This is a genomic window from Sphingomonas longa, assembly GCF_016892685.1.
GTDB lineage: Bacteria > Pseudomonadota > Alphaproteobacteria > Sphingomonadales > Sphingomonadaceae > Sphingomonas > Sphingomonas longa.
The window spans coordinates 672,760-693,761 of the sequence record NZ_JAFEMC010000002.1 but is presented as its reverse complement, the minus strand read 5'-3'; the positions used below and the strand labels follow the sequence as shown (position 1 = coordinate 693,761).

Here is a 21,002-nt window from a genome sequence, read left to right as displayed (position 1 = left end):
ACCAAATCGGGGAACAGACATGGCCGACGACGACACGACCGCGACCACCGACACGCCCGCCAAGCCCGCGCGCCGTCGCCGTACGACCACCCCCGCCAAGGCCGCCGCCGCCAAGCCGCGCGCGACCCGTACCAAGGCGGCCTCGGCCGACACCGCGGCGCCCGCCGCGCCCAAGACCCCGAAGGCGAAAGCTCCCCCGAAGCCCCGCTCCAGCAAGCGCGCCGCGCCCGCCACCCCGGCGACCAAGGCCCGAGCCGCCGCGACCCGCACCCGCGCCGCTGCGAAGACCGCGACCGACAAGATCGGCGGCAAATGGGGTGCCGCCGCGATCGCTACCGGCATCGCCGCCGCCGCTGCCGGCGCGGCGCTCTTCACGCTCAAGGGCAGCAGCGCCAAGCCGGCAGACCCCGCCAAGGGCTCCGGGCCAAAGACGCCGACCAAGGGCGCCCATCAGCCCGACGGCACGGATTCGTCCAAGTCGTTCGAAGCAGGCATCCCGGACGAAAACACCGTCCCGAACTGATCGTCCAAGGAAGCCGTCATTGCGAGCGTAGCGAAGCAATCCAGAGCGTCACGCGAGACACTGGATGGCATCGCTCCGCTCGTGGTCTCGGTCATGCCCGCGGCCGCCGTGCCCTACCGTGCTCCCGCGTAAGCGGGAGCCCAGTGGTGTTCCAACGCCCGGCTTCGGCTCTAGCCACCGGACTCCCGCCTTCGCGGGAGAACAGCAGTTGAGAATTGGGACTGCCACCACTCCGGCAGATCACCCCGGCGAAGAAGGCGGGGTTGCGATCGCGCTCCCGTTCCGAACCGGCGCCCTGTCAAAGCCCGTCATTGCGAGCGTAGCGAAGCAATCCAGAGCGTCACGCGAGACACTGGATCGCATAGCTCCGCCCGCCGTCTCGGTTATCCGCGACCGCCGTGCCATTTCGTGCTCCCGCGAAAGCGGGAGTCCGGTAGCGTCGAAGCGTCCGGCTACGGCTCTAGGGGCTGGACTCCCGCCTTCTCGGGAGAACGACACTTGCAGCTCAGGGAGCTTCGACCTCCCAACCCTGCGAAACCGACGCGCGCACCCTGACCACCGGACTTCACCGGATGGCCAAAGACGACGCACGCCGATCGATCGAGACGTCGCCCGGCTACACGCGTCTCACCACCCGGTCGGCTTGCCCTTGTTCTGCTGATCCAGCCACGTCTTCAGCGGTGCGAAATACGCGATCAGCGCCTTGCCGCTCATCTCGCGCGTGCCGGTGAACGCCTGCAACGCATCCGGCCACGGCTTCGACTGCCCCATCGCCAGCATCGCATTCAGCCGCTGCCCGACCTCCTTGTTGCCGTAGAACGAGCAACGATGCAGCGGCCCGGTCCAGCCCGACTGCTTGCACGCCGCCTGATAGAACTGGAATTGCAGCACCCGCGCCAGGAAATAACGCGTGTACGGCACGCCCGCCGGCACGTGGTATTTCGCGCCCGGATCGAACTGGGTCTCGTCGCGCGCCACGGGCGGCGCGACGCCCTGATATTGCAGCCGCAACTTGTCCCAGCCCGCCTGATATTGCCCTGCGGGAATTTGACCGGAAAACACCTGCCACCGCCATTTGTCGATCAGCAGCCCGAACGGCAGGAACGCCACCTTGTCCATCGCCTGCCGCAGCAACAGGCCGATGTCCTTGTCCGCGCCCGGCACCTTCGCCTGATCCAGCAGCCCGATCTTGACGAGGTAATCCGGCGTGATCGACAGCGCGACGGTGTCACCGATCGCCTCGTGGAATCCGTCGTTCGCGCCGTTCTTGTAGAGGAAGGGCTGCTGCTTGTACGCGCGCTGGTAGTAATTGTGGCCGAGTTCGTGGTGGATCGTCACGAAGTCGTCGCCATTCACCTTCGTGCACATCTTGATGCGGATGTCGTCCGCATTGTCCACGTCCCACGCCGATGCGTGACAGATCACATCGCGGTCGGCGGGCTTCACGATCTGCGACCGCTGCCAGAACGTCTCGGGCAAGGGCTGGAACCCCAGCGACGAGTAGAACGCCTCGCCCTGCTTCACCATCCGCACCGCGTCGTAGTTCTTCGCCTTCAACAGATCGCCGGTGTCGAAGCCCAGGTCGCCCGCCCCTGCCGGCGCGACGATGTCATAGATATTGCCCCATTCCTGCGCCCACATATTGCCCAATAGGTCGCTGCGGATCGGTCCCGTCTTCGGCTGCACCGCGTCGCCGTACTTTGCGTTCAGCTTCCAGCGGACATAGGTGTGCAACGCCAGATACAGCGGCTCCACCTCCTTCCAGATGCGGTCCGTCTCCGCCGCGAACGCGTCCGGCGACATATCGTACCCGGCCCGCCACATCGCGCCGACATCGGCATAGCCCAGCCCCTTCGCACCCGCATTCGCCGCGACGGTCATCTTCGCATAATCGGCCCGCATCGGCGCTCCGACGTTGTCGTGCCAGCTGACCCACATCTCCTTCAGCTTGGCCGGATCGCGCATCTCGCCCATCGCCGCTTCGATGTCGGACCCGTTGATCGGCTTGCCGTCGAGCGTTCCCTTGCCCTTGCCGTACGCGGAGGACATGCGCGTGGTCAGCGTCGCCAACGCCTCTGCCGCGCCTGGCGTATCGGCGGCCGGCAGCGTGATGCCGTTCCGCAACAGGTCGAGCTTGCGCCGCGTATCCGCCGACAGCCCCGCCGCCGTTGCATAGCGCGCCGCGTCATTGGCCAGCTTCACCTGGATTGCGGTCTGGTCGCCGTTCGCCTTCGACGCTAGCGCATCGGTATCGTCGTTGATGTAGGTCGCCTGCACCCAGTTGATGCGGTTGACGGGAAGCGACAGCGCCGCGAGCTGCTCTTCGGCCTTGGCGACGAAGGCATCGGCCTGCGCCGCGGTCGGCTTGCCCACAGGAGCCGCGGGCGTCTGGGCGACGACGGACGCGGTCGACAGGCTCGCGAGCACCGCGAGCGATACGGATGTACGAAGCATTCGGGGATTCCTCTTCTATCCCCGTGAAATGCGCCGCCGCCCCGTCAGCCGTCAAGCGGCCAGAAAGTCCGCCATCGCCTGCCCCAGTTCGGGCTTCACCACCGAGCTCATATGCCCGCCCGGCACCTCGGCATAGCGCCCGTTCGGCAACGCGGCGGCGAGGTCGGGCGCGGAGCCATTGTCCTGATCCTCCTCGCCCGCCACCACCAACGCCGGCTGGACGAAGCCCGCAACGTCCTCCGCCCCCGTGTCGACGAACGTGTTCAGGATGCCGAGCAGCGCGACCGGATCACCCTTCGTCGTCTTGAGGAACGCCTCCGCCAGCCACTCCGGCGATCCCCGCTCATGCTCGCCGAGCCGGGTCAGGATGTTCCGGAAGTGATCGACACGCCGGTGGGTATGCAGCAGCCCCTCCAGACCCATGCCCGCGAACACGATCCGGCCGGGCGTCGCGCCCGTCGCCAGCATCCGCGACGTCGTCCGCGCGCCCAGCGAGTATCCGCCCAGATCGTAATCCGTCAGCCGCAGATGCGCGATCAGCGCATGGCCGTCGCGGGTCAGCGTATCGGGAGCATAGGCCGCCGGATCGTGCGGTCGGTCGCTTTCGCCGTGCGCGCGCAGGTCCGGCATGATGACCCGGAACCCGTTCGCGGCGATCTTCGCCGCGTGCCCATAGCGGATCCAATTGGTCGCCGCGTCGGAGAAATAGCCGTGGATCAGCACCACCGGCCGTCCCTCGCCCATCTCGCGCCAGGCGATCCGCACGCCGTCGAAACTCTCGAAATATTCAGTCGGGGAGCTTGCCAACCGCCGTCCTCCACATTGTCGCGATCCGCTCATTGTCCTCTGTCCGGCTCGCCGGCAACCCGCGCGTGTCCAGCCACTCCGGATGCCAGCTTTCGGCACCCGAATGCTCGAGCGGCCGAAACGCGGACGGATCGTCGAAGCTGCCGACCGTCAGGTCCAGATGATCCGCACCGTCTCCCTCATAGGTCAGCGGCGTCCCGCACTCCCGGCAGAAACCCCGCTGCGCGATCGGCGACGACCGGTACCGCTCCGGCTCGTACGGGCTCCATCGCAGGTCGCCGCGCGTCACACCCTTGAACGCGATCGAAACCCCGCCGGTGGCCCGCTGGCACATCCGGCAGTGACACAGATAGGCGTCGTCGTCGTGGATCGTCACGACATAGCGGATACGCCCGCACTGGCACCCCCCGGTCATCTCCTTCGCCATACCCACCTCCTCGCGGCCCAACGCATGGCGCGGCGATTCAGTGTATCGCCCGACCCCCGCGTTCGTCGGGAGCGATCCACACGGTGGTTGACGCCACCTCCTTCCCGCCATCATGGAAGCGGCGGGAGAGGATGCCTGGTTCACCTGCGACGGGACACCGGGATTGACCTACGACGACAGCCTGCCGCTCGGCCGCCCTCACAGTGTGGCGGAGGACGGCTATGCGCTCGCGATCGGGTGCGTGCTGCTGGTCGTCGGCCTGATGTTCCTGAAATCCGCGGGGCTCGTCACCGGCGGTATCGCAGGGATCGCGCTACTGCTGTCGTATGTCGTACCGCTACCCGCCGGCGTGCTGTTCACGACCGTGAACCTGCCCTTCTTCGTCGTCGCGCACCGGACGATGGGATCGAAGTTCGCGCTGAAGACCGTGCTCGTGAATGTCGGCATCGCCGCCTTTTCCGGCTGGGCGCGGCTGTCGGTTCACATCGCCGACGTGCATCCGGCGTTCGCGGCGCTGGTCGGCGGCACGGTCATCGGCATGGGCGTGCTCTGTCTGGCGCGCCATCAGGCGGGCGTCGGCGGCACCGGCGTGATCGTCCTGTGGCTCTACCGCACGCGCGGCTGGAACGCCGGCGTGACGCAGGTCGCGCTCGATGTGCTGGTCCTCGCCGTCGCCGCGCTGGTAATCAGCGGCCCTGCCCTCGCATGGTCCGCCCTCAGCACCGTCGCGATCAGCCTGATCCTGTTCGCGTGGCACCGGCCCGGGCGGTACATCGGGCACTAACCCCTAGACGGAGTCCATTCCGGACAATCGCTCCAGCGCCTCGACGGAGGCCGCTTCCTGCCAAAGCTCCGCATCGTCCGGCAGGATCACCCAAGGTTGCTTGCTCCGTACCCAGATGTGCAGCGGGACGCGGATGCGCGCACTGTCGTCCAGCGTGCCGGCACGAATATTCACCAGATGCGGTCGCGCTGCATTGCTGTTGTAGAGCCGCGTATGACAGGTCGGGCAGAACCGCTGCGTCGACACGCGCCCCGTCGGATTTACGAACGCATAGTCCGTCGCCGCGCCGGTCACGTGGAGCGCATCGGCCGGCATGAAGAACTGCGTGGTGAACGAGCTGCCCGACCATGTCTGGCAATCGGTACAGTGACAGGCATAGGCGGCGGGCAGCGTGGCGCGGTCGACGGTGTAGCGCACCGCGCCGCAGCGACAGCCGCCCGCAATCACCTCAAGCACCCTTCTGCCGCCTAGGCACCCTTCTGGAGATGCCGCCGCCCGAGCAGTTCCGCGATCTGCACAGCGTTCAGCGCCGCGCCCTTGCGCAAATTGTCGGACACGCACCACAGCGAAAGCCCGTTCTCCACCGTCGGGTCCTCGCGCACGCGGCTGACATAGGTCGCATCGTCGCCCGCCGCCTCGACCGGGGTGATGTAGCCGCCATCCTCGCGCTTATCGATCAGCATGATGCCCGGCGCCTCGCGCAGGATCGTCTGCGCTTCCTCGGCGGAGATCTCGTTCTCGAACTCGACGTTCAGCGCCTCGGAATGGCCGACGAACACCGGCACGCGGACGCAGGTCGCGACGACCTTGATCTTCGCACCCATGATCTTCTTCGTCTCGACCACCATCTTCCACTCTTCCTTGGTCGAACCGTCGTCCAGAAAGCTGTCGATGTGGGGGATCACGTTGAACGCGATCTGCTTGGTGAACTTCTTTGCCTCTGCCGGGTCGCCGACGAAGATGTTGCGGCTCTGCTCGAACAGCTCGTCCATGCCGATCTTCCCCGCGCCGGACACCGACTGGTACGTCGCGACGACGACGCGCTTGATCGTCGCGGCATCGTGCAGCGGCTTCAGCGCGACGACCATCTGCGCGGTCGAGCAATTGGGGTTGGCGATGATGTTCTTCGCCCGGTACCCGTCGATCGCGTCCGGGTTCACCTCCGGTACGATCAGCGGCACATCCGGGTCCATCCGGTACAGCGACGAATTGTCGATCACCGTGCAGCCTGCGGCGGCGAACTTTGGCGCATAGATCGCCGTCGCCTCGCTGCCGATCGCGAACAGCGCGATGTCCCAGCCCTCGGGATCGAAATGCTCGATGTTCTGGATCTTGAGCATCTTGCCGGTGTCGCCATACTCGATCTGGTCGCCCTGGCTGCGCGACGACGCCAGCACCGCAATCTCGTCGAGCGGAAATTCCCGCTCGGCGAGGATGTTGACCATCTCGCGCCCGACATTGCCCGACGCGCCCGCGACCACCACCCGATAACCCATTATGCCCTCCAGATACGCCGCGCCGCTCGCGGACCGCTCACGCTCATCCGTTCGTCTCGAGTAGCCGTCGAGCGAAGTCGAGACGGCATATCGAGAGAGCAACCCGGCGGCGGCTGGTCTCGACACGGGCTCTCGACATGCTCGATCCCTGCTCGAAACGAACGGAGGAGCGGACGTCGCGCCGCCCTAGTCCGCGGCGACGCAGCACGCCAGCCAAGCTTTACTTGCCCTCGCTATCGGCCGCCGTTGGCGCGGGCGTCGGCATCGACGACACCGCCGGCACGGGCAGCGCCTCCGGCCGGTCGCGCACGGTGCGGTTCAGGAACGCCATGATCGTGCCCCACAGATGCTGCGACACGCCCGGCCCGCCGACGCGGTGCGTGTTGCCGGGATAGAACATCATCTCGAACGGGGTCGCCGTCCGCTGCATCTCGGCCGCGAACGCCGTGGAGTTGTCGAGGAAGACGTTGTCGTCCGCCATCCCGTGGATCAACAGCAAGGGGTCGCGGATCTTCGATGCGTCCGCGATCGCCGCCGACGCCGCATAGGCTGCGCCGTCGATGCGCGGATCGCCCATATACCGCTCGGTGTAGTGGCTGTCGTACAGCTCCCAGTTCGTCACCGGCGCACCCGCCACTGCCGCGGCATAGACGCCCGGCGTCTTCTCCAGCATCTTCAGCGACATATAGCCCCCGTACGACCAACCGTAGGTGGCGATCTTGGTCGGCTCCACGAACGGCAGCGTCTTCAGATACTCCGCGCCCTTCAACTGGTCCGCGACCTCCACGCTGCCCATCGCATGATAGAGATGATCCTCGAACGCCTTGCCGCGATTGGGCGAGCCGCGATTGTCGAGCATGAAGAAGATCCAGCCCTGCTGCGCCAGATACTGCGGCAGCGGCCCCTTCCACCCGCGCGTCACCGTCTGGCTCCCGGGGCCGCCATAATGCTGGAAGAACACCGGATAGCGCTTGCCCGGCTCCATCTTCGGCGCGACCATCGTCCAGTGCAGGTCGGTGCCGTCCGCCGCCTCGATCGTCCCGAACGTCGTCGCGGCTTGGCCCGCGGCATAGGGGAACCAGGGATGGGCCTCGTTGACCGCATTCTCCGCGATCCACGATACGCGCTGTCCGGCGGCATCGGCCAGATACACCTGCGGCGGCTGCGTCGGGCTCGACCGCTGCACGATCAGCCGGCTCGCCGTCCCGTCCATCGAGCCGGAGTTGGTGAAGCCCCGCTCCGTCAGGCGCGTGATCTGGTTCGGCTTGGCGATGTCGACCGCATACAGCTGCTGCTCCAGTACGTCGTCCTTCGTGCCCGCGAAGAAGACGCGCCCCTTCGTCTCGTCCACCCCGATTAGATCGGTAACGACCCATTCCCCCTTCGTCAGCGGCGTCCACTTGCCCGCCGCGAAGCGATACAGGTGCCCATACCCGCTCCGCTCCGACCGCCAGATCAGGCTGCCGTCCTTCATCACGCGATACGCGTCGGTCAGGTTCGTCCAGCTTTTCACGCCCGACTTCTCGGAGAACAGGATCGTCGAACGCCCCGTCGCCGGATCGACGCGCAAGATGTCGATCCGCTTCTGATCGCGCGTCTGGCGCTGCACCAGCAGGCCCGATCCGTCGGGCATCCAGTCGACCCGCGCCAGATAGATGTCGGGCTCCGCGCCCAGGTTCACCTTCACCTGGCCCGTCCCGTCCGGCTTCATGATGTACAGTTCGACCAGCACGTTCGGCGTCCCCGCCGCCGGATAGCGCTGCTCGTAGACGCGCGTGCCGGTCGCACCGATCGCCGCGCGCGTCGCGACGTGGACCGGTTCCTCGTCGAACTTCTCGACCGCGACCAGCCTGTCGTTCGGCGACCACCAATAGCCGGTCCGCCGGTCCATTTCCTCCTGCGCGACGAACTCCGCCTCGCCCCAGTGGACGGTGCCGCCGCCCCCTGTCGTCAGCGCCTTCGCCTCCCCGCCGTTCAGCGGCTGTGCCCACAAATTCTGGTCGCGCACGAAGCTGACATAGCCGCCCGCGGGGCTCACCACCGGGTTCAACTGCCCGCCGGGCGTGTTCGTCAGCCGCCGGACATTGCCGTCCAGCCCGGCCAGATACAGGTCGCCGTCCAGCGGCACGAGGATCGCCTTGCCGTCGGGTGCCCAGTCATAGGCGACGATGCCCTTCGATCCGCCGATGCGCGTCCGCTCGCGCTGCATCTTCTCCGCCTCGGACAGTTCCGCGCCGCTGCCGACCGCCTTGCTGTCGACCAGCATCCGCTCCGCACCCGTCCGCGTATCGGTCGCCCACAGGTCGAACCGTTCCTTTTCGTCCGCCCGGTTGCGCAGGTACGTCAGCAACGTCCCGTCGGGCGATAGCTTCAGCGCGCGCGGCTGGGTCCCCGACAGATCGGGACTGCCGAACACCTTCGCCAGCGTCAGCGTACCGGCGGCCTCGACCGGCGGCGTCGCGGCCTGCGCGGTGGCATCGGTCGTCAGCGCCGGCGTCGGCGCGCCGGTTTGCACCTGTTCAGCAGCCATCGCCGAACTTCCCGCCGAAGCCAGCATCATACCCAGCAGCCATGCGCGCATCCTGTCCCGCTCCAAAATCGATGATCGCCCGGCACGGCCGGCACGAAGCGCGTTATCGCGGCGCACGGCACCGGCGTAAAGGGCTGCCCGATGGCGGCCTTTGCGCTGATCCGATTGGGTAAACGCCTCGTACACCTCATCTTTACGTCATTCGGTATAGTCCGGGGCATCACATCACCGATGACGGACAGCGGTGTTACCCGCCGCTCTCCCTCGCCATCGATGAAAGGACGCGCTCTTGAATATCGCCTCGCACGGCTGGCACGGCAGCGCCTGGGAGATGCTCGTCCGCCTGAGCGACGCCGATGGCAGCGCCACCCACCCGCACGTCCTGCGCCTCGCCGATCCGCGATCGTCGCACCGCGATCTCGCCGATGCGGTCCACGCCTTGTGCGCGGTTCACGGTCGCCACCCCGGCCTGATCGATGCAGCGCTGTTCCACGGGGCACAGCCGGACGCCTATGCGTGGCTCGACGGCGTCGCCGCCGGCTTCGCGGAGGAACGCGCGTTGCTCGCGCAGATCGCCGCCGCCGCCGGTCCGCTGCCCTCCACGCCCGGTCAGGCCGAAACCGAGGCTGCGCTGGTCGGCGTTCGTCACGCGATCGAGATGCTCGCCGGGTCCGACCGCACCGGCTGCGCGACGGGGGCCGCCGCGATGCTCGCGATCGACTGGCTGACGATCCGCAGCGTGCTGGCGCGCGCCGCCGACCGCTTCGGCGTGGCGCTGCCGGTCACGGCGCTGCCGTCGCAGGCGGAGACAGCGACCGCGATCGTCGATCTCGGCGCCTCCGCCGCGATCGAGCGGGCGATGAACTTCGGCGGGCGCCAGTTGCTCGCCCAGCATCGCGGCCTGTGGGACCTGCTGGAGGCCCGCTCCAGCGCACGGGGCTAAACGGGGCTAAGGGGCCGCACCCCCGACCTTGCGCGACGGAGCCCGATCCGCCACTCCCTCGCGCATGGACCGTTTCGAAGGCACCGCCGCCTATGTCGCCACCGACGACCTGAAGGTCGCGGTCAATGCCGCCGTCCGGCTGCGCCGCCCGCTGCTCGTCAAGGGAGAACCCGGCACCGGCAAGACCGTCCTCGCGTACGAAATCGCCAAAGCCGCCAACGCCGAGCTGATCGAGTGGAACGTCAAATCCACCACGAAGGCGCAGCAGGGCCTGTACGAATACGACGCCGTCGCCCGCCTGCGCGACGGCCAGCTCGGCGACGAACGCGTCCACGACATCAAGAACTACATTCGCAAGGGCAAGTTGTGGGAGGCGTTCACCCGCCCCTCCCCGCCCATCCTGCTGATCGACGAGATCGACAAGGCCGATATCGAATTCCCGAACGACCTGCTCCAGGAACTCGATCGCATGGAGTTCCACGTCTACGAGACGAAGGAAACGATTCGCGCGGTCGAACGCCCCATCGTCGTCATCACCAGCAACAACGAAAAGGAGCTGCCCGACGCCTTTCTGCGCCGCTGCTTCTTCCACTACATCAAGTTTCCCGACCGCGGGACGATGCAGGCGATCGTCGACGTCCACTTCCCCGGCATCCAGCGGATGCTGGTGTCGAAGGCGATGGACATCTTCTACGACGTCCGCGACGTGCCCGGCCTGAAGAAGAAGCCGTCGACCAGCGAACTGCTCGACTGGCTCAAGCTGCTGCTGCACGAGGATATGCCGCTCGACATCCTCCAGAACCGCGACCCGACCAAGGCCATCCCGCCCCTGCACGGCGCGCTCCTCAAGAACGAGCAGGACGTGATGCTGTTCGAACGGCTCGCCTTCATGGCCAAGCGGCAGCAAAACCGGCCCTGAAACGCCCGAACGGTGAACGACGGGCAATCGATGCCTGTTAACCGCACCGGCAGTCCGCTCCGTTACGGCGGCGTCTTTCACCGCACGATCCTCCGGAGGAGATGACGACATGCACCCGCATGAGGGGCCAGCATCCGATGTCGGGGGCCCGATCATCCTGTTCGATGCCGAATGCGTCCTCTGCTCCGCCAACGCACAGTTCATCCTCAAGCACGACAAGGCCGCCCGCTTCCGTCTCGCCTCCATGCAGGGTGGTGTCGGCGCGGCACTCTACCGCCAGCATGGCATGGACCCGCTCGACCCGAGCAGCATCCTCGTCGTCGAGGGTGATCGCGTCCGCCGGGACAGCGATGCGGTCCTGAGCATCTACGAGGGGCTTGGGTTGCCTTGGCGATTGCTGGGGCTGTTTCGCATCGTACCCGCGATCATCCGCGATCCCGTTTACCTTTGGGTCGCACGCAACCGCTATCGCCTGTTCGGCAAGCGGGCGACCTGCTGGGTCGCGCCACCCGAGTACAGGGACCGATTGATGTGAGTGATGAAGCGACGGCGCCGATGCGGGTCCTGATTCTCGGCGGCTATGGCGTATTCGGAGGTCGGCTGGCCCACCTCCTGTCCGATTTGACCGAGGTCGAACTCCTCATCGCCGGTCGCGACCTCGGTCGGGCGGACGCGTTCTGTACGCGCTATGCCGGCCCTGCACGCGTCCGCCCGGTCGTGGTCGACCGCGCCGACATCGTCGCGGGTCTTGCCGCCCATCGGCCCGATCTCGTCGTCGATGCCTCCGGTCCGTTCCAGGATTACGGAGCCGATCGCTATCACGTGATCGCCGCCTGCATCGCCGCGCGCGTCGACTATCTGGATTTCGCCGATGCCGCCGACTTCGTCGCTGGCGTCGCGCAGTTCGACGCCGAGGCGAAGGCCGCAGGTGTGTTCGTGTTGTCCGGCGTCAGCAGCTTTCCGGTCCTCACCGCCGCCGTCCTGCGCGAACTCGCGAAGGGGATGGACATCGCCTCCGTCGAAGGCGGCATCGCACCCTCGCCCTATGCCGGCATCGGCCTCAACGTCATGCGGGCGGTGGTCGGCTACGCCGGCTCGCCGGTGAAGCTGTGGCGCGACGGCCGCCCTGCGCACGGTGTCGGCCTCGCCGAAAGCCGGCGCTTCACGATCGCACCACCCGGCCGACTGCCGCTGCACAACATCCGCTTCTCGCTCGTCGACGTGCCGGACCTTCAGGTGATTCCGCCCGAACACCCGACGATGACGGATATCTGGATGGGCGCCGGCCCGGTCCCGGAAATCCTGCACCGCATCCTGAACATGCTGGCAAAGGTGCGATCCAGCTTCCGCCTCCCCTCCCTCGCCCCCTTCGCCCGCCTCTTCTACGCGGTCCTCAACCGCATGCGCTTCGGCGAACATCGCGGCGGCATGTTCGTGCGGGCACGCGGAACGGCGAATGGCCGGCCTGTGGAGCGGAGCTGGCATCTGCTCGCCGAAGGGGACGACGGACCGTACATCCCATCGATGGCGGTCGAGGCGATCGTTCGCAAGCTGCTTGCCGGAGACCGTCCGCACAGCGGCGCGCGTTCGGCGGTTCGGGCGCTCGAACTCGCCGACTACGACGCGTTGTTCCGCGGCAGGAACATCCAGAGTGGCTTCCGCTGGGACGAAACCGACGATGGTCCGCTCTATCGCCGCGTCTTGGGCCCGGCGTTCACGTCGCTGCCGCCCCGTCTGCAAGACTTGCACGATAGCGCCACGGCAAGGCAGTGGACGGGGTTCGCCGACGTCCGCCGCGGCCGCGGACTCCTGGCTGCGCTGACCGCGAAGCTCGTCGGCTTCCCCGAAGCGGCGACGCAAATCCCGGTTTCGGTGAGCTTCAAGCCCGAAGGGGACGCCGAACTCTGGATCCGTTGGTTCGGAGACAAAGCCTTCTCGTCGGTCCAGTCTGTCGGGCGCGGGCGGAACGCGCATCTCCTTGTCGAACGCTTCGGGATCGCCTCGTTCGCGCTCGCGCTTGTGGTCGAGGGGGATCGCCTGCTGCTGATCCCGCGACGATGGAGCCTGCTGGGCATTCCGATGCCGACCACCTTGCTGCCAAGGGGATCGAGTTTCGAGACGCAGCGCAACGGCGAGTTCTGTTTCGACGTTGAAATCGCGATGCCTGTGATCGGCCTGATCGTCGCCTATCGTGGAACCCTCCGCCCCGCCTGACTGCCGCGACAGGGTTGGATCAGAAGGCGTCCGCGCTACGCCGCATCGCGATACGCGATCTCGAAATTGCCCCAGCGGCGCCCGTTCACCCGGATCGGCACCCACACATTGCGCAACACGGCGGCGGTGCCACCGCCGTTGAAGCGATAGACGCCCATCATGAACGGGGCGTCGCTCCCGATCGCGCGCGCGGTGGCGGCGTCCAGAATGATCATGCGGTTGCGGCAGTTCGCGACGTTCCAGCGGGCATCGCCCTGTCGTGGCGTTTGGGAGAAGCGGCTGATATGCGTCGGCAGATAGCCGTTCACGTCCGAACACACTGCGCTGATGATCCGCGGCTGTTCCCCCGCCAGCCTGTCGAGCAGCGGCCGCAGCGCCGCATCGGCGAAGTCGGAGAGCCGCGTATCGTACCGCACCGGATCGGACCCGGCGATCGGCCGGTACTGCGTGTCGAATGCAGCCTCCGGTGTCAGGTCGTGCCGCGCCAGCGCGCGTTCGATGATCGCGCTCGCCTCCGCCGCGCCCGCCAGTGCCATGTCGACGAAACGCCGGTCGTCCGCCGCCAGTCCGGAATGCACGATGCGGTCGAACATGCCGTTCGCGACCAGTTCGATCTCCTCGACCTTCGCGCGCGCTTCCTCCAGCAGTTCGTCGGCGGCATGCGCCTCGTCCGCGAAGGTCGCGAGCTGCGACCGGACGCCGCCGGCATCCGCATGGATGCTGCGCGCAGCGACCGCGATGCCCTCGCTATGCGTGTCCACTTCGCACACGATCTCCAGCACTTCACGGCACGTCTCCTGCACCGTCACGAACGTCGTGCGCGCCGCCGTGGCCTGCGCCACGCCCGCGACGATGTCGCCTGCCAACGACGTCGCCTCCTGATCCAGCGACGCGACCGTCCGGCCGATCTCGTTCACCGCGACGCGCGTATCCTGCGCCAGCTTGTTGACCTCGTCCGCCACCACCGCGAACGTCGCGCCGGTTTCGCCCGCCCGCTGCGCCTCGATCGCCGCGTTCAGCGCCAGCATCCGCGTCGTCCGCGTGATCGTCTCGATCGACGCGGCGACCGCGCGGACCTGCTCCATCGCGGCGGCGAAGGCAGTCACCTGCAACCCCATCCGTGATACGAGATCGGTCAGCGCCTCGAATTCACCGATCGCGCCGTCGATCAGCGTCGATCCCGCATCAAGCTTCTTGCGCGCGCTGGCCGACAGCGTCCGCGCCAGCCCGCTCGCCCGCGCTGCCTCGTCCTGTCGCGCTTCCAGTCCGCGAATGATTGCCTCGATCGAACCAAGGCTGCTCAGCTGCCGCGCGACCCCCGCCGACGTGCCGGCGATGGCGTCGACGGCTTCCATGCATCCGACCGCAAGGTCGCCGCACGCTGTCGCGACGCTGGCGATATGATCACCGGTGTCCGAAGACGGATCGAATTGGAGCGAGCGCATGGCCATCGCGGGACGTTAGACACGGCGATCGGTTGCCATCGCGTTAAGTAAACAGGATCATTGTCGTCGCGTACGATTGTTAAGGTTTCGTTTACCATTTCGGGCTAGCCCTTCGCGCATGCGCCGCGCCCGCCCTTCCAGCCGTCGCCTCCTCCGCCTCACGGCGGCGGCGCTGCTGGTCGCCGCCTCGCTCGGCGCAGCGTTGCCCGCCCATGCCAGATCGCTGCTCGATTACGTCGGCCAGTGCGTGCCCTTCGCTCGTGCCGCGTCGGGCATCCAGATCTACGGCGACGCCTGGACGTGGTGGGATCAGGCCGACGGCAAATACGACCGCGGGCATCGTCCGAAGGTCGGCGCGGTCATCGTCTTCACCAAGACCGATCGTCTCCGTCTCGGCCATGTCGCGGTCGTCAGCCGCGTGGTCGAGAAACGCGTGCTGATGCTCACCCACGCCAATTGGTCCCGCCAGAACGGCGAGCGGGGCCATGCCGAACAGGATGTCACGCTGTACGACGTCTCGCCGCACAATGACTGGTCGGTCGTGAAAGTGTGGTTCCGCGACTCGGACGGCCTCGGCGGCAGCATCTATCCGGTCGAGGGGTTCATCTACGGCAAGGGCCGCAGCGCCGCCGAACTCACCAGCCGCGACCCCGATTATGTCGGCGCGCTGATCGATGCCTATGTCCCGGACGCCGGCCGCTAGCTTGCCCGGCTGACCGCGCGCGGGCATGCTGCGCGGCGATGTTCCTCAACTTCCTCGACGAGCTGCGCAGCGCCGGCATCCCGGCCAGCCTGAAGGAGCATCTGCTCCTGCTGGAGGCGCTCGACGCCGACGTGATCGACCGCACGCCAGAGGATTTCTACTATCTCGCCCGCGCCACCTACGTGAAGGACGAGGGGCTGCTGGACCGCTTCGATCAGGTCTTCGCCAAGGTCTTCCGCGGACTGACGACCAGCTACGGCCAGCAACCCGCCGACATCCCCGCCGACTGGCTGAAGGCGGTGGCCGAACAGTTCCTGACCTCGGAGGAGATGGAGCGTGTCCGCTCGCTCGGCTCCTGGGACGAGATCATGAACACCCTCAAGAAGCGGCTGGAGGAGCAGCACGGCCGGCATCAGGGCGGCAGCAAATGGGTCGGCACCGGCGGCACCAGCCCGTTCGGCAACGGCGGCTACAATCCCGAGGGGGTCCGCATCGGCGGCGAGTCCCACCACGGTCGCGCGCTGAAGGTCTGGGACCAGCGCGAATTCCGCAACCTCGATGCGACGCGCGAACTCGGCACCCGCAACATCAAGGTCGCCCTTCGCCGCCTCCGCCGTTTCGCGCGGGAAGGGGCCGCGGAAGAGCTCGACATCGACGGCACGATCGACGGCACCGCACGGCAGGGCTGGCTCGACGTACGCATGCGTCCCGAACGGCGCAATGCCGTCAAGTTGCTGCTGTTCCTCGATGTCGGCGGCTCGATGGACCCCTTCGTAACGCTGTGCGAGGAGCTGTTCTCCGCCGCCACGTCCGAGTTCAAGAACCTGGAGTTCTTCTACTTCCACAACTGCCCGTATGAGGGCGTGTGGAAGGACAATCGCCGCCGGTTCGCGGAACGGACGCCGATGTGGGACGTGCTCCACAAATACGGCCATGACTACAAATGCGTGTTCGTCGGCGATGCCTCGATGAGCCCGTACGAGATCACCCATCCCGGCGGCTCGGTGGAACACATGAACGAGGAGGCGGGCGCGGTCTGGCTCCACCGCCTGACCACCACCTATCCCGCGGCGGTCTGGCTCAACCCGCTCCCGCAGGAGCATTGGGGATATACCCAGTCGATCCGCATCGTCCGGGAAATCATGACCGACCGCATGTACCCGCTGACGCTCGCCGGCCTCGACGACGCCATGCGCGAACTGACGCGGAAACGGTAGGCCGACTGTCTATCGCGAGGTTGACGGCTGCCCCATCCTGATCGCCCCGCGCAGCGGCATCGGCAATTCGGTCGAACCTGCTACTCCGCGCTCACCGCGGACTAGGCGCTCAGCGCCTCGATCTTGCGCGTATAACTCTCCACCAGCCGCAGGCGGCGTTCCCGCGCTTCGGCGGTCAGCGCACGTTCGGCAGCGGCACGTTCGATCGTCAGGCGACGCAAATAATAACGGAGGTCGGATTCCATCGGGTCTGTCCCTTCCCCGGATTCACTCATGTCCTCGTCCTACTCCTGAGCCGTTACGAGTCTACCGCGCCAACATGCATCAAGCGATCATCCGGTGGTCATGCGCGGTGGATCACGCCACCGGCCATCGCGGCGGGTACGCCAGTCGTGCCGGGGAAGCTGATCGGCAGGTTTTTCAACGTTCTGACAGCCATATAAGCGAATCCCTCCGCCTCGACGCCATCCCCGTTCCATCCCAACGAGTCGCCCGCCTCCGCCGCGATGCCGCACCGTTCCGCGATCATCGCCAGCATCGTCGCATTGTGCCGACCGCCGCCGACCACCAGCAGGCGCCGCGGTCGTTCCGGCAACTGCCGCAGCGCCAGCGCCACCGTCTCCGCCGTAAATGCCGTCAGCGTCGCCGCCCCGTCCGCCGCACCCAGCCCGCGCGCCGGCTGGATCGTGAAGTCGCTGCGGTCCAGCGACTTGGGCGGAGGCGCATCGAAGAACGGGTTGTCGAGCATCGCCGTCAACACGCTCTCGTCGACGCGCCCGCCAGCCGCCAGCGCACCGCCGGCGTCGTAACGCGCGCCGGTCAGTTCCTCGACCCAGCTATCGATCAGTCCGTTCGCCGGCCCCGTGTCGAACGCCACCAGCGTGCCATCCGCGCCGACGAACGTGATGTTCCCCACCCCGCCCAAATTCAGCACCGCGACCGGCCGCTCCAGCCCGGCGACGAGCGCCGCATGATAGACCGGCAGCAACGGCGCCCCCTGCCCGCCCGCCGCGACATCGGCACTGCGGAAGTCCGCCACCGTCGTGATTCCCGTTGCCGCCGCCAGCGCCGCGCCGTCGCCCAATTGCCACGTCCAGCCGCGATCCGGCCGATGCGCCACCGTCTGCCCGTGCAGTCCGATCACGTCGACATCGGCCGCCGCCACGCCGGCATCGCGCAGCAGCTTCGCCACCGCCAGTGTATGCGTGCGCGTCACCAACTCCGTCGCCGCGATCATCGGCGGACTCAGGCGCGGCTTGTCATAGGTCAGCGCGATCCGCGTCGCCTCCGCCAGTTCGGCGCGAGCGACATCCGAATAGGCCTCGCCCCGGAACGCGATGGGCCGGGCTACGCCCTCGCCGTCGGTTTCGATCAACGCCGCATCGATACCGTCGAGCGAGGTTCCGGACATGAGGCCGATGGCTAACATGGCCGCCCTTCTATCCTCGCGATCCGCGTCGTCCAGCACCAGCAGCACGCCGCTCCGCCCGACACTGGCAAAATCGCGCCCGATCGCCTATGTGCGCCCGCACCTCATGGCAACCAAACTCCCCTCCCCGCCGCGTGTCGGCATGGTCTCGCTCGGCTGTCCCAAGAACCTGGTCGACAGCGAACGCATTCTGACGCAGCTGCGCGCCGACGGCTATCAGATGTCCGCCGACTATGCCGGCGCCGATGTCGTGCTCGTCAACACCTGCGGCTTTCTCGACTCCGCCAAGGAGGAAAGCCTGGAGGCGATCGGCGAGGCCATCGCCGAGAACGGTCGCGTCATCGTCACCGGCTGCATGGGAAAAGAGGCGGAGGTCATCCGTGCCCGCTTCCCGCAGGTCCTCGCCGTCACCGGCGCTCACCAGTACGAACAGGTTGTCGAGGCGGTGCACGAGGCTGCCCCGGCCAACCTGTCGCCGTACATCGACCTCATCCCGGACGCCGGCCTGAAGCTGACGCCGCGCCATTACAGCTATCTGAAGATTTCGGAGGGCTGTAACCACCGCTGCTCCTTCTGCATCATCCCCAGTTTGCGCGGCGATCTCGTCAGCCGCCGCCCCGACGCGATCCTGCGCGAGGCGGAGAAGCTGGTCGCGGCGGGCACGCGCGAGCTGCTGGTCATCAGTCAGGACACCTCCGCCTACGGCATCGACATCCGCAAGGAACCGCGCGCGTGGAAGGGCCGCGAGGTCGTCCCCCACATGACCGACCTCGCCCGCGAACTGGGCAAGATCGCGCCGTGGGTGCGCCTCCACTACGTCTACCCCTATCCGCACGTCGATCAGGTCATCCCGCTGATGGCCGAGGGGCTGGTCCTTCCCTATCTCGACATCCCGTTTCAACACGCCGCACCCTCGGTGCTCAAGCGCATGAAGCGCCCTGGCAACGACGCGAAGGTGCTGCAACGCATCCACCAGTGGCGCGACATCTGCCCCGATCTCGCGATCCGCTCGACCTTCGTCGTCGGTTTCCCCGGCGAGACGGAAGCGGACTTCCAGTATCTGCTCGACTGGCTGGACGAGGCGCAGCTCGACCGCGTCGGCGCATTCCGCTTCGAACCCGTGGAAGGCGCGACCGCCAATGCGCTCCCCGACCATGTGCCGGAGGAGCTGAAGGAGGAACGCTACGCCCGCATCATGGAAAAGACCGCCGCGATCTCCGCTGCCAAGCTCGCCGCCAAGGTCGGCCGCACGCTGGCGGTGATCGTCGATGCGGTCGACGATGAAGGCGGCGCGACCGGCCGCTCCACCGCCGACGCGCCCGAGATCGACGGCGAAGTCTTCCTGCGCGATGCCGGCCATCTGACCGTGGGCGACATCGTGCCCGTCATGATCGAGGATGCCGACGACCACGACCTGTACGGAGTGCCGGCGGCGGCGAACTGACGCGCCGCGACATGGGTGGCGGAGGAGGGCAGCGACAGCCCCCGTCTAGAGCCGTACAGGCCGCCCCATTACGCCCCTCCCCCGCGAAGGCCGGGGTGGGGCAATATGCTCGCATCTCCCACTCTCCTCCGTTCGGCCTGAGCAAGTCGGAGGCCACGCGATGCAGCCGTGCTTCAACCTGATCGTGTAAGATGGGCCGGCAACCGCGCGCATCCACCTCAAACTCCGCGGCAACAACCCACCTCCGAAACGTTACCCCCGCCATGACCGATGGCCTGCCCAAACCCCGCCGCTTCCTCGCCATAGCCGCCGTCTCGGCAGGCACCGCGCTCGTCGTCGTCGACGGCGCGATCGCCACTGTCGCGCTGCCGACGATCGCCCGCGATCTGGGCGTCGACGCCTCCGCTGCGGTAGCTGTCGTTACCGTCTACCAGCTCGTCCTCGTCATGACGCTGCTGCCCTTTTCCGGCCTCGGCGACCGGATCGGGCTCAAGAAGCTGTATCAGGCCGGTCAGGCGGTCTTCACCGTCGCCACCATCCTGTGCTTCTTCGCCAAAAGCCTGCCCTTCCTGCTCATCGTCCGCGCCGCGCAGGCACTCGGAGCGGCGGCGGCGCTCAGCGTGTCGTCGGCGCTGCTGCGATCGATCTACCCCACGAAGCAACTCGGCCGCGGGCTCGGCATCAACTCCGTCGTCGTCTCCAGTTCCGCCGCCTTCGCACCGACGCTGGGCGGCCTCGTCCTCGCGGTCGCGCCGTGGCCGTGGGTGTTCGCCAGCGCCGTACCCTTCGCGATCATCAGCCTGATCCTCGGTCGCGCGCTGCCGGATCCGGTTCCGCGCGACGAACCGTTCGATGTCCTCGGCGCCGTCATGTGCGCGGCGATGTTCGGGCTTGTCATCGGCGGTCTGGAGACCGCGGTTCACGGTGACAGCCCGGTGGTCTCGGCCGCGATCGTGATCGTCGGGGTGATCGTCGGGATCCTGTTCATCCGTCGCCAGCGCCGTGAGGTCGCCCCGATCCTGCCCGTCGACCTGCTCCGCCGGCCGGTGCTGGCGCTTTCGACGATGGGCGCTTTCACCGCCTTCGTCGCGACGATGACGCTGCTGCTGTCGCTGCCGTTCCGCCTGCAACATGGCTATGGCTTCGCGCCGTCGGAGGTCGGGGCGGTGATCGCACCGTGGCCGCTGACGACGATGATCGTCGCACCGCTGGCCGGATGGCTGTCGGATCGCTATCCCGCTGGCCTGCTCGGTGGCATCGGCATGGCGCTGGCGATCGTCGGCCTGTTGACCCTGTCCTACCTTCCCGCCGACCCGAGCTACTGGGCGATCGCGTGGCGCATGTCGCTGACCGGCGCGGGGTTCGGCATGTTCCTCTCGCCCAACGCCCGCCTGATCATCGGCAGCGCCCCGCGTGATCGCGCGGCGGCGGCGGGCGGCCTGATCTCCACCACGCGCATGGTCGGGCAGACGACCGGCGCGACGCTGGTCGCGGCGCTGCTCGCGATCGGCCTCGGCTCGGGCGGCGGTCCCGCACTCATCGCCGCCGGCCTCGCCGCGGTGGCGGGCGTGTGCAGTCTCGCCCGCCTCAACCCGGCCATCCGCAACCCGCCGCGCGATGAAGCCGCCGACGCCCAACCCGGCGCGCAGGTCAGCTAAGCCGCGCCG

19 protein-coding genes are annotated in these 21,002 nt (G+C 67.3%); 10 read left to right on the top strand and 9 right to left on the bottom strand.

The window, feature by feature from the left end; genetic code table 11:
• Positions 1–19: 19 nt before the first annotated feature.
• A complete protein-coding gene (locus tag ILT43_RS09470) occupies positions 20–523 on the top strand; it encodes a hypothetical protein (protein ID WP_204198708.1) in 504 nt (167 codons plus the stop codon).
• Positions 524–1,150: 627 nt separating this feature from the next.
• Here ILT43_RS09470 and ILT43_RS09465 read toward each other — a convergent pair.
• The 3 genes from ILT43_RS09465 to ILT43_RS09455 are packed head-to-tail and all read right to left on the bottom strand — an operon-like array spanning position 1,151 to position 4,211.
• On the bottom strand, positions 1,151–2,977 hold the full coding sequence (locus ILT43_RS09465) for a M2 family metallopeptidase (RefSeq protein ID WP_204198707.1): 1,827 nt from the start codon (positions 2,975–2,977) through the stop codon (positions 1,151–1,153).
• A gap of 51 nt (positions 2,978–3,028) precedes the next feature.
• Positions 3,029–3,784, bottom strand: coding sequence for an alpha/beta fold hydrolase (locus ILT43_RS09460; protein ID WP_204198706.1), 756 nt, complete (start codon positions 3,782–3,784; stop codon positions 3,029–3,031).
• A complete protein-coding gene (locus tag ILT43_RS09455) occupies positions 3,765–4,211 on the bottom strand; it encodes a GFA family protein (RefSeq protein ID WP_204198705.1) in 447 nt (148 codons plus the stop codon). The genes ILT43_RS09460 and ILT43_RS09455 overlap by 20 nt, the downstream gene beginning before the upstream one ends.
• 112 nt (positions 4,212–4,323) lie before the next feature.
• Here ILT43_RS09455 and ILT43_RS09450 point away from each other — a divergent pair, with 112 nt between their 5' ends.
• Positions 4,324–4,995 carry a YitT family protein gene (locus ILT43_RS09450; RefSeq protein WP_204198704.1) on the top strand — a complete coding sequence of 224 codons (672 nt, stop codon included), beginning with the start codon at positions 4,324–4,326 and terminating at the stop codon, positions 4,993–4,995.
• Between the two features lie 3 nt (positions 4,996–4,998).
• Here the strand turns inward: ILT43_RS09450 and ILT43_RS09445 are convergent, their stop codons facing one another.
• The 3 genes from ILT43_RS09445 to ILT43_RS09435 all read right to left on the bottom strand — a co-directional run bounded on the left by ILT43_RS09445 (position 4,999) and on the right by ILT43_RS09435 (position 9,021).
• Positions 4,999–5,451, bottom strand: coding sequence for a GFA family protein (locus ILT43_RS09445; protein WP_204198703.1), 453 nt, complete (start codon positions 5,449–5,451; stop codon positions 4,999–5,001).
• Between the two features lie 11 nt (positions 5,452–5,462).
• Entirely contained in the window at positions 5,463–6,491 is a 1,029-nt protein-coding gene (locus tag ILT43_RS09440; protein WP_204198702.1) for an aspartate-semialdehyde dehydrogenase, read from the bottom strand.
• A gap of 220 nt (positions 6,492–6,711) precedes the next feature.
• Entirely contained in the window at positions 6,712–9,021 is a 2,310-nt protein-coding gene (locus ILT43_RS09435; protein WP_425530296.1) for a S9 family peptidase, read from the bottom strand.
• A 289-nt stretch (positions 9,022–9,310) separates the two neighbouring features.
• On the opposite strand from ILT43_RS09435, the gene ILT43_RS09430 reads away from it, so the two are divergent.
• The 4 genes from ILT43_RS09430 to ILT43_RS09415 all read left to right on the top strand — a co-directional run bounded on the left by ILT43_RS09430 (position 9,311) and on the right by ILT43_RS09415 (position 13,097).
• Positions 9,311–9,964 (top strand): DUF6975 family protein, encoded by a 654-nt coding sequence (locus ILT43_RS09430; protein WP_204198700.1) that lies wholly within the window; start codon positions 9,311–9,313, stop codon positions 9,962–9,964.
• Between the two features lie 64 nt (positions 9,965–10,028).
• Positions 10,029–10,883, top strand: coding sequence for an AAA family ATPase (locus ILT43_RS09425; protein ID WP_204198699.1), 855 nt, complete (start codon positions 10,029–10,031; stop codon positions 10,881–10,883).
• Positions 10,884–10,992: 109 nt separating this feature from the next.
• Positions 10,993–11,418, top strand: coding sequence for a thiol-disulfide oxidoreductase DCC family protein (locus ILT43_RS09420; RefSeq protein ID WP_204198698.1), 426 nt, complete (start codon positions 10,993–10,995; stop codon positions 11,416–11,418).
• Between the two features lie 20 nt (positions 11,419–11,438).
• The gene (locus ILT43_RS09415; protein ID WP_204198697.1) at positions 11,439–13,097 is read left to right on the top strand and encodes a saccharopine dehydrogenase family protein; all 1,659 of its coding nucleotides are present in this window, start codon (positions 11,439–11,441) and stop codon (positions 13,095–13,097) included.
• Between the two features lie 35 nt (positions 13,098–13,132).
• Here ILT43_RS09415 and ILT43_RS09410 read toward each other — a convergent pair whose 3' ends face one another.
• Complete coding sequence (locus ILT43_RS09410; protein ID WP_204198696.1) at positions 13,133–14,548, bottom strand: methyl-accepting chemotaxis protein; 1,416 nt, start codon at positions 14,546–14,548, stop codon at positions 13,133–13,135.
• Between the two features lie 112 nt (positions 14,549–14,660).
• On the opposite strand from ILT43_RS09410, the gene ILT43_RS09405 reads away from it, so the two are divergent.
• Together ILT43_RS09405 and ILT43_RS09400 are read left to right on the top strand one after the other, a co-directional pair.
• Complete coding sequence (locus ILT43_RS09405; RefSeq protein WP_204198695.1) at positions 14,661–15,245, top strand: CHAP domain-containing protein; 585 nt, start codon at positions 14,661–14,663, stop codon at positions 15,243–15,245.
• Positions 15,246–15,283: 38 nt separating this feature from the next.
• Complete coding sequence (locus tag ILT43_RS09400; RefSeq protein ID WP_204198694.1) at positions 15,284–16,462, top strand: vWA domain-containing protein; 1,179 nt, start codon at positions 15,284–15,286, stop codon at positions 16,460–16,462.
• Positions 16,463–16,563: 101 nt separating this feature from the next.
• On the opposite strand, the gene ILT43_RS09395 is transcribed toward ILT43_RS09400, so the two are convergent.
• Positions 16,564–16,707 carry a hypothetical protein gene (locus ILT43_RS09395; protein WP_204198693.1) on the bottom strand — a complete coding sequence of 48 codons (144 nt, stop codon included), beginning with the start codon at positions 16,705–16,707 and terminating at the stop codon, positions 16,564–16,566.
• Positions 16,708–16,805: 98 nt separating this feature from the next.
• Entirely contained in the window at positions 16,806–17,891 is a 1,086-nt protein-coding gene (locus ILT43_RS09390) for an anhydro-N-acetylmuramic acid kinase (RefSeq protein ID WP_211534420.1), read from the bottom strand.
• A gap of 106 nt (positions 17,892–17,997) precedes the next feature.
• On the opposite strand from ILT43_RS09390, the gene rimO reads away from it, so the two are divergent.
• Together rimO and ILT43_RS09380 are read left to right on the top strand one after the other, a co-directional pair.
• Entirely contained in the window at positions 17,998–19,335 is a 1,338-nt protein-coding gene (gene rimO, locus ILT43_RS09385; protein ID WP_204198691.1) for a 30S ribosomal protein S12 methylthiotransferase RimO, read from the top strand.
• 263 nt (positions 19,336–19,598) lie between these two features.
• Entirely contained in the window at positions 19,599–20,993 is a 1,395-nt protein-coding gene (locus ILT43_RS09380; RefSeq protein ID WP_204198690.1) for an MFS transporter, read from the top strand.
• The last annotated feature ends 9 nt before the right edge of the window (positions 20,994–21,002 follow it).